Here is a 15,627-nt window from a genome sequence, read left to right on the forward strand (position 1 = left end):
GCGTTTCACCTCGCCCGGAGAGCTGCTCCGACCTGCGAATACCCTCTTCCGCTCGGCCTCCGCAGCACGTTCCTGTTGCTGTTGTCAAGCCCCGAGATGTGCCCTGACCTGCGAAAACGCCATTCAGAACCCGCAGTTTCCGTGTTACCCTGGATAGCCACGGAAGGGGTACCTGTCACATGACGTTCAAGGTTGGCGACACCGTGGTCTATCCCCATCACGGGGCCGCGCTGATCGAGGCTATCGAAACTCGCCAGATCAAAGGCGTGGACAAGACCTATTTGGTGCTGAAGGTCGCTCAGGGTGACCTGACGGTGCGTGTGCCAGCGGACAATGCGGAGTTCGTCGGCGTACGTGATGTGGTCGGTCAGGACGGGCTGGACCGGGTCTTCGAGGTGCTGCGCGCTCCGTATGCCGAGGAGCCCACGAACTGGTCGCGTCGTTACAAGGCAAATCTGGAGAAGCTCGCCTCCGGCGATGTCATCAAGGTCGCGGAAGTCGTCCGTGACCTGTGGCGTCGTGAGCGCGAGCGCGGACTCTCCGCAGGTGAGAAGCGCATGCTCGCCAAGGCTCGCCAGATCCTGGTGAGTGAGCTCGCGCTCGCGGAGAACACGAACGAGGACAAGGCCGAGGCCCTGCTCGACGAGGTTCTCGCGTCCTGACGCAGGCGACTGGTACGCCCTGCTCAGCACACTGAAATGCCGTGGTGCCCGATGACAGCTCCCTTGTCGCCGGGCGCTTCGGCATGTTCAGGGGATTTTTCCGAGTCTCCGACCGCGACTCCGTCGAAGGCTCCGAGACCTGAGACTCCGACTCCGTCGAACGTCGGAGAAACATCCCCCGATAATGGTGTGCCGGGCCCGGGCAGCTGGCTCGACCGGTGTCACGGAAGGGTCCGGTCAAGGCGTCGCGCCCGGCACTCCTGAGGCCATACCCACGTAGGTCGAGCACACAAACCTGACAGGAACCGATGTCTGACGATTCGCGCTCATCGCCGGCGCAGTCCTCCGTCGCCGCCGTGATCCCGGCCGCCGGACGGGGCGTACGCCTCGGCCCGGGCGCCCCCAAAGCGCTCCGCGCGCTGAACGGCACCCCCATGCTGATCCACGCGATCCGCGCACTGGCCGCGTCCCGCGCGGTCTCCCTGGTCGTCGTCGTGGCCCCGCCCGACGGCGCAGCCGAGGTGAAGACCCTCCTCGACGCCCACGCACTCCCGGAGCGCACCGACTTCCTCGTCGTCCCCGGCGGCGACTCCCGCCAGGAATCGGTGAAGCTCGGCCTGGACGCACTGCCGCCCGGCCACGACATCGTCCTCGTCCACGACGCGGCCCGCCCGCTCGTCCCGGTCGACACGGTCGACGCGGTCATCGAGGCCGTACGGGACGGAGCACCCGCCGTCGTACCGGCCCTGCCCCTCGCCGACACCGTCAAGGAAGTCGAGCCGGCCGCGCACCCCGGCGACCCGGAGCCGGTGGTCGCCACCCCCGAGCGGGCCCGCCTCCGCGCCGTACAGACACCGCAGGGCTTCGACCGCGCCACCCTGGTCCACGCCCACGAGACGGTCACCGACAACGTCACCGACGACGCGAGCATGGTCGAGCAGCTCGGCCTCACGGTCGTGGTCGTCCCCGGCCACGAGGAGGCCTTCAAGGTGACCCGCCCCCTGGACCTGGTCCTCGCGGAGGCGGTCCTGGCCCGCAGGAGGCTGAACGATGGCTTCTGAACCGCACCCGCTGCCGTACCCCCTGCCCCAGGTCGGCATCGGCACCGACATCCACGCCTTCGAGGAGGGCCGCGACCTCTGGTGCGCGGGCCTGAAGTGGGAGGGAGAGGGCCCCGGCCTGGCCGGCCACTCCGACGCGGACGTCGTCGCCCACGCGGCCTGCAACGCCCTCTTCTCGGCGGCGGGCCTGGGAGATCTCGGCCAACACTTCGGCACGGGCCGCCCGGAATGGTCCGGCGCATCCGGGGTCACCCTCCTGACAGAGGCCGCGAGGATCGTCCGCGAGGCGGGCTTCACCATCGGCAATGTCGCCGTACAGGTGATTGGCCCGAGGCCGAAGATCGGCAAGCGAAGGGACGAGGCCCAGAAGCTCCTCTCGGAGGCGGCGGGAGCCCCGGTCTCGGTATCAGGCGCGACAACGGACGGCTTGGGCTTCCCGGGCAGGGACGAGGGCCTGATGGCAGTGGCAACAGCGTTGGTGGTCAAACACGGCTGACTGGGCCGGCGTTGTTTAGGGGCGCGGGGCTGTATCGATTTGCGGCTCCGCCGCGTGGGCGCGACCAGCCCCCACCGGCCCGCAGACAACAATCGACCCAACCGTCTGAGGCACAGCCATACGCCCACTACCCTTGTACCGTGACCATTCGCCTGTACGACACCAGCGCCCGGCAGATTCGCGACTTCATCCCGCTCACAGCGGGCTGTGTCTCGATCTACCTCTGTGGCGCCACCGTGCAGGCCGCTCCCCACATCGGCCACATCCGCTCGGGCCTGAACTTCGACATCCTCCGCCGCTGGTTCGAACACCGCGGCTACGACGTCACGTTCATCCGCAACGTCACGGACATCGACGACAAGATCATCGCCAAGTCCCGTGAACAGGGCCGCCCTTGGTGGTCGATCGGCTACGAGAACGAGCGCGCGTTCAACGACGGTTACAGCGCACTCGGCTGCCTCCCGCCGACGTACGAACCGCGGGCGACCGGTCACGTCCCCGAGATGATCGAGATGATGCGCGGGCTGATCGAGCGCGGTCACGCGTACGAGGCCGACGGCAGCGTCTACTTCGACGTGCGGTCGTACCCGGACTATCTCCAGCTGTCCAACCAGGACATCGACGACCTGCGCCAGCCCTCCGAGGAGGGCATCACCGGGAAACGCGACCCGCGCGACTTCGCGATGTGGAAGGCGACCAAGCCGGGCGAGCCCGACTGGGAGACCCCGTGGGGCCGCGGCCGCCCCGGCTGGCACCTGGAGTGCTCGGCGATGGCGCACAAGTACCTGGGCCCCGCCTTCGACGTCCACGGCGGCGGCCTCGACCTGATCTTCCCGCACCACGAGAACGAGATCGCCCAGGCCAAGGCCTACGGCGACGACTTCGCGCAGTACTGGGTGCACAACGCCTGGGTCACCATGAGCGGCGAGAAGATGTCGAAGTCGCTCGGCAACAGCGTCCTCGTCTCCGAGATGGTCAAGCGGTGGCGCCCGATCGTCCTGCGTTACTACCTGGGCACCCCGCACTACCGCTCGATGATCGAGTACAGCGAGGAGGCCCTGCGCGAGGCCGAGTCCGCGTTCGCGCGGATCGAGGGCTTCGTGCAGCGGGTCGTCGAGAAGGCCGGGGGAGTCGTCGAGCCCGCCGCCGAGGTGCCGCCGGCCTTCGCCGAGGCGATGGACGACGACCTGGGCGTCCCGCAGGCGCTCGCCGTCGTACACACCACGGTCCGGCAGGGGAACTCCGCCCTCGCCGCCGACGACAAGGAAGCCGCGGTGGCGCGGCTCGCCGAGGTGCGCGCCATGCTCGGGGTGCTCGGCCTGGACCCGCTGGACCCGCACTGGGTCGGCGAGGGCGGCGACCGGGGCGAGGACCTGCACGGTGTCGTCGACACCCTGGTCCGCATGGTCCTCGACCAGCGCGAGGCCGCCCGGGGCCGTAAGGACTGGGCGACCGCCGACGGCATCCGCGACCAGCTCAACCAGTCCGGACTCAACATCGAGGACGGCCCGCAGGGCCCGCGCTGGACCCTCGGCCCCCGCTGAACCCACCCCGATCGCACCCGGTCAACGAAGATCGACTGTGCCGCCCGGCCTCCCGGGCGGCACACTGCATAGACGTACGTACGCACCACACCCCCAGACGGGTCACACAGACAGGTAGGTCATGGCAGCCAACAACCGCCGCATGTCCGGCAAGAAGGGCGCGCAGGTCGGCAGTGGCGGCCAGCGGCGCAGGGGCCTCGAAGGCAAGGGCCCCACCCCGCCCGCCGAGGCGCGCAAGGGCCACAAGAAGAACCGCGTCGCCAACTCCAAGGCCAAGCAGATCCAGCGCCGTCCCGCGCCGCGCGGCCGCGGCGGCAAGGGCACGTCCGAGATGGTCGTCGGCCGCAACCCGGTCGTGGAGGCGCTGCGCGAGGGCGTTCCGGCGGTCACGCTCTACGTCCAGCAGTTCATCGACAACGACGAGCGGGTGCGCGAGGCGCTCCAGCTCGTCGCCGAGCGCGGCGGCGTCCACCTCATGGAGGCCCCCCGCCCCGAGCTCGACCGCATGACCAACGGCCTCAACCACCAGGGCATGGTCCTCCAGGTCCCGCCGTACGAGTACGCGCACGCCGAGGACCTCGCCAACGCGGCCTACGACAAGGGCGAGGACCCGCTGATCGTCGCCCTCGACGGGATCACCGACCCGCGCAACCTCGGCGCGATCGTCCGCTCCGTCGCCGCGTTCGGCGGCCACGGCGTCCTCGTCCCCGAGCGGCGCGCGGCCGGCATGACCGCCGGTGCGTGGAAGACGTCGGCCGGTACGGCGGCCCGTACGCCCGTCGCCCGCGCCACGAACCTGACGCGCGCGCTGGAGGCGTACAAGAAGGCGGGTCTCGCGATCGTCGGTCTCGCGGCCGACGGTGATCACGAGGTCGGTGAACTCGCCGCGCTGGAAGGCCCGGTGGTCATCGTGGTCGGCAGCGAGGGCAAGGGCCTGTCCCGACTCGTGGGCGAGACCTGCGACTTCAGGGTCCGCATCCCGATGCCCGGTGGCGCGGAGTCCCTCAACGCCGGTGTGGCGGCCGGAGTTGTGCTCTACGAGGCGGCACGCAAGCGCTCCTGAACGGACGTTCGGCACCGTCCCCCACTCGGGGCAATCTGGGCGCCGGGCACACGCTTGACGCGGTCCGGACACTTCCGGCGAGTCAAAGCAGTGTCCTAAACACACGTCACTCGGTTAGATGAGTGTGGACACCAGAACACCCCGCACACCCACGGGGGACGGCCCGTCGGGCTTCGACGACGCTCCCGCGCTGAGCATGGTGAAGGTGCCGAGCGATCCGGCGCAGATCATCGTCAATCATGCGAGCTTCCGCGTGCAGTTGGGCGCCTCGACGCGTTCCCCGTCGCCGCGGATCGCACGGCACCTGAGCGCCACCGAGGTCCCCGGCCGGATCCCCGCCGCCGGCGCGCGTCGCCGGCCCGTCGTCTGGAGCGGCAAGTCCGCGCCGGACGACACCGGCGCCCACCGGCTGCTCCAGGCCGTACGCGGCACGGGCGTCCGCCACGGCGACGAACCGGCCGGCGACGCAGGAGCCACGCAGGTCATCCCCCGTATCGGCAGCGGCGGTTACGACGACGACCTGACCGCGCAGACCATCGAGACCCCGGTCGTCGGCGCCCAGCGCGGCGGCGACCACGACACCGGCGAGACCCGACTCCTGCCGCCCATGCGGACGGTGGGCAGCGCCTACGACGAACCCGCCTACGGAGACCCGGAGTTCGAGGACTTCGAGGGCACGGAACGCGAGCGCCGCACCAGACGCAACCCCAACGAGCCCGTACGGCACGCCTATTACCCGGGCCGCCGCATGAACCTCGGGGTCGTCCTCCTCCCGCTCCGCATCTTCCTCGGCTTCATCTCCATCTACGCCGGCATGGGCAAGCTGTGCGACCCCGTCTACTTCGACGGCGGCAAGCGCGGCTCCATGGTCAAGTGGCTCAACACCCTGCACCCGTGGGAAGTCGCCGAGCCACTACGGCAGTTCGCGCTCCAGCACCCGGTCGGCTCCGGGCTCGTCATCGCCTTCGCCCAGGTCATCGTGGGCGTCCTCACGATCCTCGGCCTGTGGCAGCGGGTCGCCGCGGTCTTCGGCGCGCTGCTCTCGGCGGCACTGATCGTCACGGTCAGCTGGAAGACCGTCCCGGCCTACGACGCGCCCGACATCATCTACCTCGCCGCCTGGTCCCCGCTGATCATCGCGGGCGCCCCGGTCTACTCCGTCGACGGCCGCCTCGCGGGCAGTGCCTGGCGCCGCCTCGGACCCCGCGTGGACATCTGGGAGTTGCGTCGTTACGTCCTGCGCCGCGGCGCCCTCGTGACGGCCGTCGCCATCGGCCTCACCCTGCTCGTCGGCTCGCTGCTCGGCGGCGCGGTCCGCGACTCCAGCCGCGTGGTCGTCCCCGGCCCCGGCGAGGCCCCGCGCAACGAACTGCCGGGCACCCCGCTCCCCGGAGAACCGACCAAGAGCCACAGCAGCAGCCCCAAGGCGTCCAAGTCGCCGTCCCAGCACGCGACTTCGGCCAAGCCGTCGGGCGCCGCGACGACCCCGGGCGCGACCCGCTCCTCCTCCGGTACGGCCACCGGCGGCGCCCCCAGCCAGACCCAGGGCACCGCGGGCCGTACCCAGCCCCAGCAGTCCTCCCCGGCCGGCCAGGCCCCCAGCACCACCTCGGGACCCACGTCCAGCGGCGGTACCGGCGGCGGCACCGGCTCCAGCGGCGGCTCCAGCACCGGGGGTTCGTCCTCCTCCGGCCAGCCGGGCCTGGTGGGCGGCCTGTTGGGGTAACTGGGCCGGTGGGGGGCTTGTTGACCCGGCCACCTACCGGCTGACACACAGAGAGAGAGGGCCTGCACTTTTCAGTGCAGGCCCTCTTGGTTACCCCAGGGGCGTGGGGCTGTGACATTGGCGGCTCCGCCGCGGGGCGCGCCCAGCCACGACGACAGCCGTGCTCAACGACCCAGCGCAGCAAGCTCCTTGGCGGCTTCCCTGAGGTCCTTCGCGGTGTCGATGGCCCGCCAGTAAGCCCCCTGAGGAATCGGGAACCCGGCCAGCCGCCGCTCACGCGCGAGGTGAGGGAACGTCGTCCGCTCGTGATCCCCCCGCTCCGGCAACAACCCCGCGAACTCGGGCGAGAAGACGTACACCCCCGCATTGATCGCGTACTGCGTCGGCGGCGACTCGATGAAGTCCGTGACGCGTCCGAAGCCGTCCGTCTGCACGGCCCCCCAGGGGATCCGCGGCCGAGCCAGCGCGATCGTGGCGACCGCGTCGCGCTCGGTGTGGAAGTCGGCCATGTCGCGCAGCGAGAAGCGGGTCCAGATGTCCCCGTTCGTGGCGTACCAGGCCTTGTCCGGCCGGGGCAGGTGCGCGGCGGCGTACTTGAGGCCGCCGCCGCGGCCCAGGGGCTCCGTCTCGACGACCGTGGTCACCTCGACCGGCAGGTCGGCCGTCTTCAGCCAGTCCTGCAGCACCTCGGCGAGATGCCCGCAGCTGACCACCACGTCGGTCACGCCCTCCTCGGCGAGCCAGACGAGCTGGTGGCCGATGATCGGCGTCCCCGTGCCGGGGATCTCGACCATCGGCTTGGGCCGGTCGTCGGTGTACGGGCGCAGCCGGGATCCCTGGCCACCGGCCAGGATCACGGCTTGGGTGGGGCGCGACGTGGCGTTCGGATCGGTCATGACCCGAACTGTACGTGGCGGCCCCACCGTGTCTTTCGGCTGCAACCGTTCCTTAATCAGCCGTTACCGACCTCCTACTCCGACCTGCTCCTGCGGGCACCGGCTCCGGTCAGCTGTGCGCGGCCATGACCCCGGAGGCGAACGCGGTGTCGCACACGGGGCGGGCGTAGGACTGGGCGCGCGCGGCGCCGTAGATACGGACCGCGGCGCGGCCCAGTGCGCGGGCGATGGAGGTGCAGTGCGTGGCGAGCGACGGGTGGCCGTTCACCGCCTCCTGGAGGTGCGTCAGGACGACGCCGGGGTTCTTGTCCTGGAGCTCGGTCATGAGCTGGTCGCGCAGGATGTCCTGCGGGGCGCGTGCGGCGGCCCGGGAGGAGGCTCCGGCCGCCGTGACGTCCGTCGCGGTGAGCATCGAGCTGGAGGGGCTCCCCGACCAGTTGACCCGGGTGACCGCGAGGGTCCCGGAGAGCACCATGACGACGGGCAGGACGAGGGCGAGCGTGCGGCCGACCCGGCGGGCGGGGCCCCGGCCGCGTCGCGGCTGTTGGTTATTGGAGTGCTTCACGCGTGTGAGGGTAGCGTCCGGTAATGATTTGGCGACATTTAGTCACCAATTCGGGGGATGGATTGGTGCCTCGAATTGGGTAGGGCGTTGACGAACACTGCTCGAAATGACGGGTCTGCCGGGGTATTTGTCGACAGGGCCGGGCGTGATCCGGCGGCGATGCCCAACGGAAAGGGCCCCGCGGCGAACCGCGGGGCCCTTTCCTCGAACGTTTGATCAGTCAGTGAGATCTGATCGGCCGGTGAGACCTGATCAGCGGGTGAGACCTGATCCGTCAGTGGGATCTGATCAGTCGGTGAGTCGCTCGCCCGTGGAGGTCGAGAACACGTGGATCTCGCCCGGACGCGGGACCACGTGGAGCGTGGAGCCCTTCTCCGGCACCGAACGGCCGCTGACGCGGACGACCAGGTCCTTGAGGACGTCGTCGACCTTGGCGCTGCCGTAGACGTACCCGTCGGCACCCAGCTCCTCGACGACGTTCACGGAGACGGCGAGACCGGCCGGGGCGTCCTCGGAGTCCTTCGTGAGGGACTTCGCGGCCTCGCCGTTGTGCTCCTCGATGTCGAAGTGCTCGGGGCGGACGCCGACGGTCACCGTACGGTCACCCTTGTCGGAGGCGGCCTTGAGGGCCTCGCGGTTGACCGGGACGACCGAGTTGCCGAACTTCACGCCGCCGTCGGTGATCGGGACCTCGATCAGGTTCATGGCGGGGGAGCCGATGAAGCCGGCCACGAAGAGGTTCTTGGGGCGGTCGTACATGTTGCGGGGGCTGTCGACCTGCTGGAGCAGACCGTCCTTCAGTACGGCCACCCGGTCGCCCATCGTCATGGCCTCGACCTGGTCGTGGGTGACGTAGACGGTGGTGATGCCGAGGCGGCGCTGGAGCGACGCGATCTGCGTACGGGTCGACACACGGAGCTTGGCGTCGAGGTTCGACAGCGGCTCGTCCATGAGGAAGACCTGGGGCTCACGCACGATGGCGCGGCCCATCGCGACACGCTGGCGCTGACCGCCGGAGAGCGCCTTCGGCTTGCGGCCGAGGTAGTCCGTGAGGTCGAGGATCTTCGCCGCGTCCTCCACCTTCTGGCGGATCTCGGCCTTGTTGACGCCGGCGATCTTGAGCGCGAAGCCCATGTTGTCGGCGACCGTCATGTGCGGGTACAGCGCGTAGTTCTGGAACACCATGGCGATGTCCCGGTCCTTCGGCGGCAGGTGCGTGACGTCGCGGTCACCGATGCGGATGGCGCCGGCGTTGACGTCCTCGAGCCCCGCGAGCATGCGGAGCGAGGTGGACTTGCCACAGCCGGACGGACCGACGAGGACGAGGAACTCGCCGTCCCCGACCTCGATCTCCAGACCGTCTACGGCGGGCTTCTCGGTGCCCGGGTAGATCCGGGTCGCCTTGTCGAACGAAACAGTGGCCATGATGAAGGGCCCCCTTCTACCGGCAGGAACGTGCCGGACGATCCGTTGTAGGAAGGTGGTGGTGTAGTCCACGCGAGTGAACTGGGTCAGGACGGTACCTGGCGTTTGCCTGGTCTGTCAGTACCTGGGCCCATGTGAACTTCGAGGAAATTTTCGACAGGGGGCGACGGGGACCTGGGTACACTGCTCGGGCACGTGATCGCGGGCGCCTCGGGGACGCACGTCGGGTATGTCCCGTCGGGCCTACCCCGCCGGGTACGCACGCATCGCGCAGGCCTCCTTAGCTCAGTTGGCCAGAGCAACGCACTTGTAATGCGTAGGTCGTCGGTTCGAATCCGACAGGGGGCTCCTTCGAAGGCCAGGTCACATAGCCCGTGACCTGGCCTTTTGTGTTGCTCGGGCCGTGACGCGTCACACGGCTGGGGTGCCGTGGGACGGCTTGCGTGAGCGATGCGTGAGCGGAGCGGCTCGGTGCCCTACTTCTTGGGCTTCTTCCGTGCCTTGTTCTTCTTCGCCTTGGCCTGGGCTTTCGCCTTCTCTTTGGCCTTCTGGGCGGCCTTCGCGGCCTTGCGGGCCGCCTTCTCCGCCTCGGACTTGCGCTGGAGCGGGACCAGCTTGGCGGTGGCCTCGGCGGAGCTCTTGCCGACGTGGGGGAGGACGCTCTGGTAGATGTCCCGCGTGATGCGGGTGTCGCTGTGCCCGAGGGTGTCCGACACGATCTTCACGTCGATGCCGGCGGCGAGCATGAGGGTGGCCGCGCCGTGGCGCAGGTCGTGCAGCCGGATCGGCGGGAGATCGGAGGCGGCGACGAGCCGTTCGAAGAGGTCGGTCACTTTGCCGGGGTGCAGCCAGGAGCCGTCTTCCTGGGTGAAGACGAGACCGGTGTCGACCCAGGCCGGTCCCCACTCCGCGCGGTCGGCCGCCTGCTGCTTGCGGTGCCGCTCCAGGACGACGACGGTGTCGTCGTCCAGGGCTACGACGCGGAAGCCGCTGTCGGTCTTCGGTTCGGACGCCTCGACGTCCCAACCGTCCTGGATGAGCTGGCCGGTGACGGTGAGGGAGTGCCGGTCGAGGTTGGTCTCCGACCAGGGCTGGCCGCACGCCTCGCCGCGACGCAGGCCGCGGAAGGCGATCAGGTGCCACATGGCGTACAGCCGGTCCGCGGCGACGAAGTCGAGGAAGGCGCCGGTCTGTTCGGGCGTCCAGACCATGACGGGGGAGGGCTTCTCGCCGGTCTGCTGCCACCGCGCGACCCGCTCGTCCGTCCAGACGAGGGCCTTCGGCTTGCGGACGGGGTCGATCTCGACGTGGGCCGCAGGGTTGAACGTGATGATCTGCTGGCCGATCGCCTCGTTCAGGGCAGCGCGGAGCGTGGCCTTGACGTGCTGGCGCGTGGACGGCCCGGTGACGCGGCGGAAGGGCGGCATCGCGTCGATCGCCGTCTTCATGGCCTTACGGCGGGCCCGGTTTTCCATGCCCTTCCACGGCACGGACGCCAACTCCTCTACCGCCGCACGCCGTTGGGCGTTTTGCTCCAGGATCTCGGCGTTGGCGTCGGTGATGGCGGTGAACATCTCGCTGAGGTGGCTCACGCGCAGACGGTCGAGGCGCCGGTCGCCGATGTGGGGCTTGAGGTGGACGCGGACGTCGGTCTCGTAGCGGCTGACGCCCGACTTCCGGATGCGCTTGCCCGCGAGCCACCGGTCCAGCCACTCGCTCACGGTGAGGCTGCCGACGAGGTCCTGGCCGGCGTTGAGGCGACGCCGGGTCTCCTCCACGTCGGGGAGCGGAAGCTTGTCGCGGCTGACCTCGGAGAGCATCTCGGCGATCAGCTGGACGCCTTCGGGGTCGTCGGACTCGGCGAGCGCCATGAGGGCACGTACGTGATCGAGGTCGGCCTGGGCCGCCTTGAGGCTGGTGTACCCGCCACGGGCGAAGGAGCGTCGGCTACCGTCCTCGCGGGGCGGCAACTCTTGGCGTATGGAGTAGGTGCAGTGGTTCCTGCTGTTGCGCTTCGGGCAGGAGGAGCCGAGTTCCTTGCCGGTCTTTGGGTCGCGGCAGGAGCAGCGGCGGTAGGTGGAGCCCTTCAAAGATCGTTCTCCTCGGTGGTGCCGGTGTCAGGTTCGGGTGGGTCGATGTCGGCGAGTGGCGAGGGCAGACGGGGTGGGATGCCGCCGCCTTCGCGGATGGCGTCGCGGTGCCGGCGCAGCTCGTGCTTGGCCCTTGTGGCCTGGTCGGTGTAGCGGGCCAAGGCGCGCTCGGCTGCTTCCCGTTGGACACGGTTGGCGGCGGTCTTCACCTTCCAGAGCTCGTAGTCCTCGCTTTCCACGGCGGCCAGGGCCGAGCGGAGTTCGAGGTCGTGGGCCAGGAAGTGGTCGAGCATGTAGTCGGTGGCGTCTTCGGCAGCTGAGTTGCCGACGAACCACTGCAGGGCGTCCCAGGTCGGTTGCGGGTCCTCGTAGGGGAGTTCGCGGACTTCGGTGACGTAGCCGACGGGGTAGATCAGGCTGATCGGGGACACGCGCAGGGCCTTCCCGAGCACCATGATCTCGACCAGCGGCAGGACGGCGCGGCGGCCGGACTCCATGTTGGCGATCACGTTGCGGGGGATCGGGTAGCCGATCTCCTCGCACCTGTCGGCCACGTCCTGTGCGCTCCACCCCAGTTCCTTCCGTCGTCTGCGGACCTCGCCGGCCACGGTGGCCATGACGTGGTCCTCCCATTCGAGGACGTCGTTCTCGTCGTCCTTCTCGTATCCATGGTCGGAACGGCTTTGTGTCATGAAGACACATTAGCTCGCTTAGCGTTGTTTCCATGGCCTGGAGACGAGCGCGATTGCTGTGTTCGCCGAGGGCTCAGTCATGGATGGAGCGCGTATGCGTGCGAACGAACCCGCCGACCGGGTGAAGGGCATGAGCCGCGAGGAGCTGCTGGAGCTTCCTGCCGCTGTTGACCTGGAGACGGGCAACCGGGCATTGGGGCTCGGGCGTAGCAAGGGGTACGAGTTGGCGAAGCGGGGCCTGTACCCGTGCAAGGTGCTGCGGCTGGGCAACGCCTATCGGGTGGTGACCGCAGATCTCCTGGCCCTCTTGGGCCTGGCCGCGTGAGGGGGCGGGCGCGTAGCAGTTGTTTCTGCGCTGAGCTGACACAGAAACGCTGGACTGTGGACAGGCGTGACCGTACTGTCCGTGGTCCCTCGCGGTACCCGAACGCCTGCGAGATGAGGGAGAGCCCCCGGCGGTGCAACGCCGGAGGCCCCAAAGCTCCCCAGCAATCCACTGCGAACCGACCCGGCGGCACGGACATACACGTCCGCTACCGCCAGACGAGGAGCTGCCGAGTGCAACCCGAGAACCCCGAGCCCTATTCCGCCCCCGCCAAGGCGAGCTGGCCCACGACCGCCGTCCCCGGCCAGCCCGGCGCCCACCTCCGCGCCGCGCAGGCCGGCGACGCCGATCCGGGTCACGGGGGCAATGCGACCGCCCGTAGCGCCGATGAGACGGATGCGTCGAACGGGCTGGAGGCGATACCCGATGCGGAGCCGACCCACGGCTCGAAGCTGCTGGACGAACTGCGGTCGCAGATCGCCCAGTTCGTGATCGCGCCCTCGCCGGAGGCACTGGACGCGATCACCTTGTGGGTGGCGGCGACGCATCTGCAGCCCGCGTGGCAGCACGCCCCGCGCCTGGCAGTGGTGGGCCCTGCGAAGCGGTGCGGCAAGTCGCGGCTGCTGGACGTGCTGACCGAGACGGTCCATGAGCCGATGCTGACCATCAACACCACGCCTGCGGCGATCTTCCGCTCCATCGATGAGGATGATCCGCCGACGCTGCTGGTGGACGAGGCGGACACCATCTTCGGCACGCCGAAGCAGGCGGAGCGGAACGAGGAGACGCGCGGTCTGCTGAACGCCGGTCACCAGCGGGGCCGTTACGTCACCCGGGTGGTCGGCAACGACCACACCCCGCACAAGTTCGCCACCTTCGCCATGGCGGCCATCGCAGGGATCGGCGACCTGCCGGACACGGTCATGGACCGGGCGGTGGTGATCCGGATGCGCCGTCGGGCCGAAGGGGAGAAGGTCAAGCCCTTCCGCTCCCGCCGCGACATCCCGGCCCTGCACGATCTGCGCGACCGCATCCACGCGTGGGCCAGGCCCCTGCTGGACGAGGCCGCGAACCAGGAGCCGGACATGCCGGTCGAGGACCGCGCCGCCGACACCTGGGAGCCCCTGGTGATCGTCGCCGACCTGGCCGGTGGCTCCTGGCCGCGCCGGGCCCGTGTGGCGTGCGCGCGGATGGTCGCCGCCGAAGCGGCGGCCGAGGAGGACCACCCCAGCGGCGCGCGGATCCTCGCCGACATCCGTCGGGTCTTCGCCGCTCAGCGTGAGGTGGACAGCCTGTCCACCGAGGAACTCCTCCATCAGCTGCGTCAGGACCCCGAGGCTCCCTGGGCGGAGTGGGGGCGCGGCGGGCTGACCGCCCGCGAACTGGGCAGGATGCTGCGGGACTTCGACATCAGGCCGGGGAACGTCCGGATGGCCGACGGAACCCAGCGCAAGGGGTACATGCGCAACAAGTTCCTCGACGCCTGGCGGCGGTACTGCCCCACCGTCCACCCTGTTCCCCCGGGGAACGCCCAACCTGCTCGCCCGAGCGAGGGCTGAGCCCCGACGCCGCTGGTTGCCGTCCGTGCCGTCCCTGCCGTGATCTCGCAGGTCAAACGGCCTGCGGCCGAGACGGCAGTCGGGATCAAGACGGCAACGTGATCACGACCAGCGAGTTGCCCGCCCAAGACGCTGCCCAGATCCGTCTTACGACGTCTTAGGCGTCCTTGCCGTATCAGCGCTGGTCACGGCCCTGCCCGTCGAGACGGGAGACGCAACGGCATCGTCCTGGCTCGACAGGGCCACCCGAGCCGGGGTTCAGGCACGACGAACTGCCTGAACCCCCCTTGCCGCAGGGCTGAAGACGCCGACGGCACCCACCGGGACGGAAGACCGAAGCCGCTGCCGTACCTGCCCTGACCTGCGCTTGCAACGGCCAAGACGCCCAAGACGCACCACATCGCTAACCCAGGAGTGCCTCGCTTGACCCCCCTGTCCCTCGCCCATCCACCACTTCACCAGCCGCCGGGCGACCGGTCGGGCAAAGGGCGGCTGGCGATGACCAAGCACGATGCCGAGCGATACGTGCTCGGCGCGGCCGGCATCGTCATTGTTGCCCTGACCGCCGGAGCGTTCTGGCTCTCCTACGCGCACTTGGCCGACGTCGCCGGCCAGCACGGGCTGGGAACGTCACCGGTTCGCCGCTGGGCGTGGCCCGCCACACTGGACGCGTTCATCGTCGCGGGCGAACTGCTCATGCTCCGCGCGGGTCTGCGCCGGGTCACCGACGGCTGGGCCATCGCCGTGACCGCCATCGGGTCGGTCGGCTCCATCGCACTGAACGTCGCCGGGGTCAGCGGCACGGGTAACGTCGGCACCGTCCCGCGCCTCGACTACGTGGTCGCCGCAGTGCCACCGACCGCCGCGATGGTGGCTTTCGGCGTGCTGATGCGGCAGATCCACCAACTCGTCGAGCAGCCTGGCGACCACTCGGACCCGGTCCCCATGCAGGTGCCGGAACCACCGGTCACGACATCCGTCCAGCCCGCCGAGCCGTCGTCCGTCGCGGTCGCGCAGTCTGCTGAGACTCCGGGCGAGCGCGTCCAGCCTGCCGAGCTACCGCGCCAGCCCGTCCAGGCCACTGACCTACCGGCCGCCGGATCCGTCCAGTCGCCGGAACCACTTTCCGATACTGCGGAGAGCAAGCCGCGCGGTGGCCGTCCACCCGGCGCCCCGCTCGACGTACTCGTGGAGATCGGACGGGCTGCTGCCGCTGAGCAGGGCAAGCTCACCCGAGCCGTTGTCCGAACGGCAGTTGAGGACAAGGGGCTGACGATCGGCAGTAAACGGCTGACCGAGGTGATGGACACCCTCCGGGCCCAGCCCGAAGCCGCCTCCGACACCAGTCTGGCCAGCGGCTGACCGGAACCTCTGCCGGGTGACCCGATCCCTTTCCGGTCACCCGGCCTGCGGGTCACCGCCCCACGCGCCCCCTGCTCATCCACACCTGTGGACGGGGCGGTGACCACCCGTGCTCCACCGGACCCTCCCGACCACCTGCCTGCCCTAGCGCCTTTGCCGGA

The 15,627-nt window shown here is 69.6% G+C and carries 14 protein-coding genes and 1 tRNA gene; 10 read left to right on the top strand and 5 right to left on the bottom strand.

Features of this window, described 5'->3' with window-relative positions; genetic code table 11:
* The first annotated feature begins 179 nt into the window (after positions 1-179).
* The 6 genes from OG714_RS27965 to OG714_RS27990 all read left to right on the top strand — a co-directional run bounded on the left by OG714_RS27965 (position 180) and on the right by OG714_RS27990 (position 6,552).
* Complete coding sequence (locus OG714_RS27965) at positions 180-662, top strand: CarD family transcriptional regulator (RefSeq protein ID WP_003953493.1); 483 nt, start codon at positions 180-182, stop codon at positions 660-662.
* Positions 663-970: 308 nt separating this feature from the next.
* The gene (gene ispD, locus OG714_RS27970) at positions 971-1,723 is read left to right on the top strand and encodes a 2-C-methyl-D-erythritol 4-phosphate cytidylyltransferase (RefSeq protein WP_406125020.1); all 753 of its coding nucleotides are present in this window, start codon (positions 971-973) and stop codon (positions 1,721-1,723) included.
* Positions 1,713-2,219 (top strand): 2-C-methyl-D-erythritol 2,4-cyclodiphosphate synthase, encoded by a 507-nt coding sequence (ispF, locus tag OG714_RS27975; RefSeq protein ID WP_406125022.1) that lies wholly within the window; start codon positions 1,713-1,715, stop codon positions 2,217-2,219. The genes ispD and ispF overlap by 11 nt, the downstream gene beginning before the upstream one ends.
* 140 nt (positions 2,220-2,359) lie before the next feature.
* Positions 2,360-3,763: a cysteine--tRNA ligase gene (gene cysS, locus OG714_RS27980; protein WP_406125024.1), complete on the top strand. Its 1,404-nt coding sequence runs from the start codon at positions 2,360-2,362 to the stop codon at positions 3,761-3,763.
* Positions 3,764-3,884: 121 nt separating this feature from the next.
* Positions 3,885-4,826 carry a 23S rRNA (guanosine(2251)-2'-O)-methyltransferase RlmB gene (rlmB, locus tag OG714_RS27985; protein ID WP_406125026.1) on the top strand — a complete coding sequence of 314 codons (942 nt, stop codon included), beginning with the start codon at positions 3,885-3,887 and terminating at the stop codon, positions 4,824-4,826.
* A 118-nt stretch (positions 4,827-4,944) separates the two neighbouring features.
* Positions 4,945-6,552 carry a DoxX family protein gene (locus OG714_RS27990; RefSeq protein WP_406125028.1) on the top strand — a complete coding sequence of 536 codons (1,608 nt, stop codon included), beginning with the start codon at positions 4,945-4,947 and terminating at the stop codon, positions 6,550-6,552.
* A gap of 164 nt (positions 6,553-6,716) precedes the next feature.
* Here the strand turns inward: OG714_RS27990 and OG714_RS27995 are convergent, their stop codons facing one another.
* The 3 genes from OG714_RS27995 to OG714_RS28005 form a co-directional block, all read right to left on the bottom strand.
* Positions 6,717-7,448: an NDP-sugar synthase gene (locus tag OG714_RS27995; RefSeq protein ID WP_406125030.1), complete on the bottom strand. Its 732-nt coding sequence runs from the start codon at positions 7,446-7,448 to the stop codon at positions 6,717-6,719.
* 109 nt (positions 7,449-7,557) lie between these two features.
* Positions 7,558-8,013, bottom strand: a complete 456-nt coding sequence (locus OG714_RS28000; protein WP_327403119.1) for a hypothetical protein — start codon at positions 8,011-8,013, stop codon at positions 7,558-7,560.
* Between the two features lie 288 nt (positions 8,014-8,301).
* Positions 8,302-9,438, bottom strand: coding sequence for a sn-glycerol-3-phosphate ABC transporter ATP-binding protein UgpC (locus tag OG714_RS28005; RefSeq protein ID WP_366093243.1), 1,137 nt, complete (start codon positions 9,436-9,438; stop codon positions 8,302-8,304).
* A 274-nt stretch (positions 9,439-9,712) separates the two neighbouring features.
* On the opposite strand from OG714_RS28005, the gene OG714_RS28010 reads away from it, so the two are divergent.
* A tRNA-Thr gene (locus OG714_RS28010) sits at positions 9,713-9,786 on the top strand.
* A gap of 128 nt (positions 9,787-9,914) precedes the next feature.
* On the opposite strand, the gene OG714_RS28015 is transcribed toward OG714_RS28010, so the two are convergent.
* The gene (locus OG714_RS28015) at positions 9,915-11,528 is read right to left on the bottom strand and encodes a tyrosine-type recombinase/integrase (protein WP_406125031.1); all 1,614 of its coding nucleotides are present in this window, start codon (positions 11,526-11,528) and stop codon (positions 9,915-9,917) included.
* On the bottom strand, positions 11,525-12,220 hold the full coding sequence (locus OG714_RS28020; RefSeq protein WP_406125033.1) for a helix-turn-helix domain-containing protein: 696 nt from the start codon (positions 12,218-12,220) through the stop codon (positions 11,525-11,527). Before OG714_RS28020 ends, OG714_RS28015 begins: the two co-directional genes overlap by 4 nt.
* A 94-nt stretch (positions 12,221-12,314) precedes the next feature.
* Between OG714_RS28020 and OG714_RS28025 the strand changes: the two genes are divergently transcribed.
* From OG714_RS28025 to OG714_RS28035, 3 genes are all read left to right on the top strand, one after another.
* Positions 12,315-12,545 (top strand): hypothetical protein, encoded by a 231-nt coding sequence (locus OG714_RS28025; protein ID WP_019064588.1) that lies wholly within the window; start codon positions 12,315-12,317, stop codon positions 12,543-12,545.
* Between the two features lie 233 nt (positions 12,546-12,778).
* On the top strand, positions 12,779-14,104 hold the full coding sequence (locus tag OG714_RS28030) for a DUF3631 domain-containing protein (protein ID WP_406125035.1): 1,326 nt from the start codon (positions 12,779-12,781) through the stop codon (positions 14,102-14,104).
* A gap of 498 nt (positions 14,105-14,602) precedes the next feature.
* Positions 14,603-15,466, top strand: coding sequence for a DUF2637 domain-containing protein (locus OG714_RS28035; protein WP_406125036.1), 864 nt, complete (start codon positions 14,603-14,605; stop codon positions 15,464-15,466).
* The last annotated feature ends 161 nt before the right edge of the window (positions 15,467-15,627 follow it).

The organism is Streptomyces sp. NBC_00989, from assembly GCF_045162655.1.
Lineage (GTDB): Bacteria > Actinomycetota > Actinomycetes > Streptomycetales > Streptomycetaceae > Streptomyces.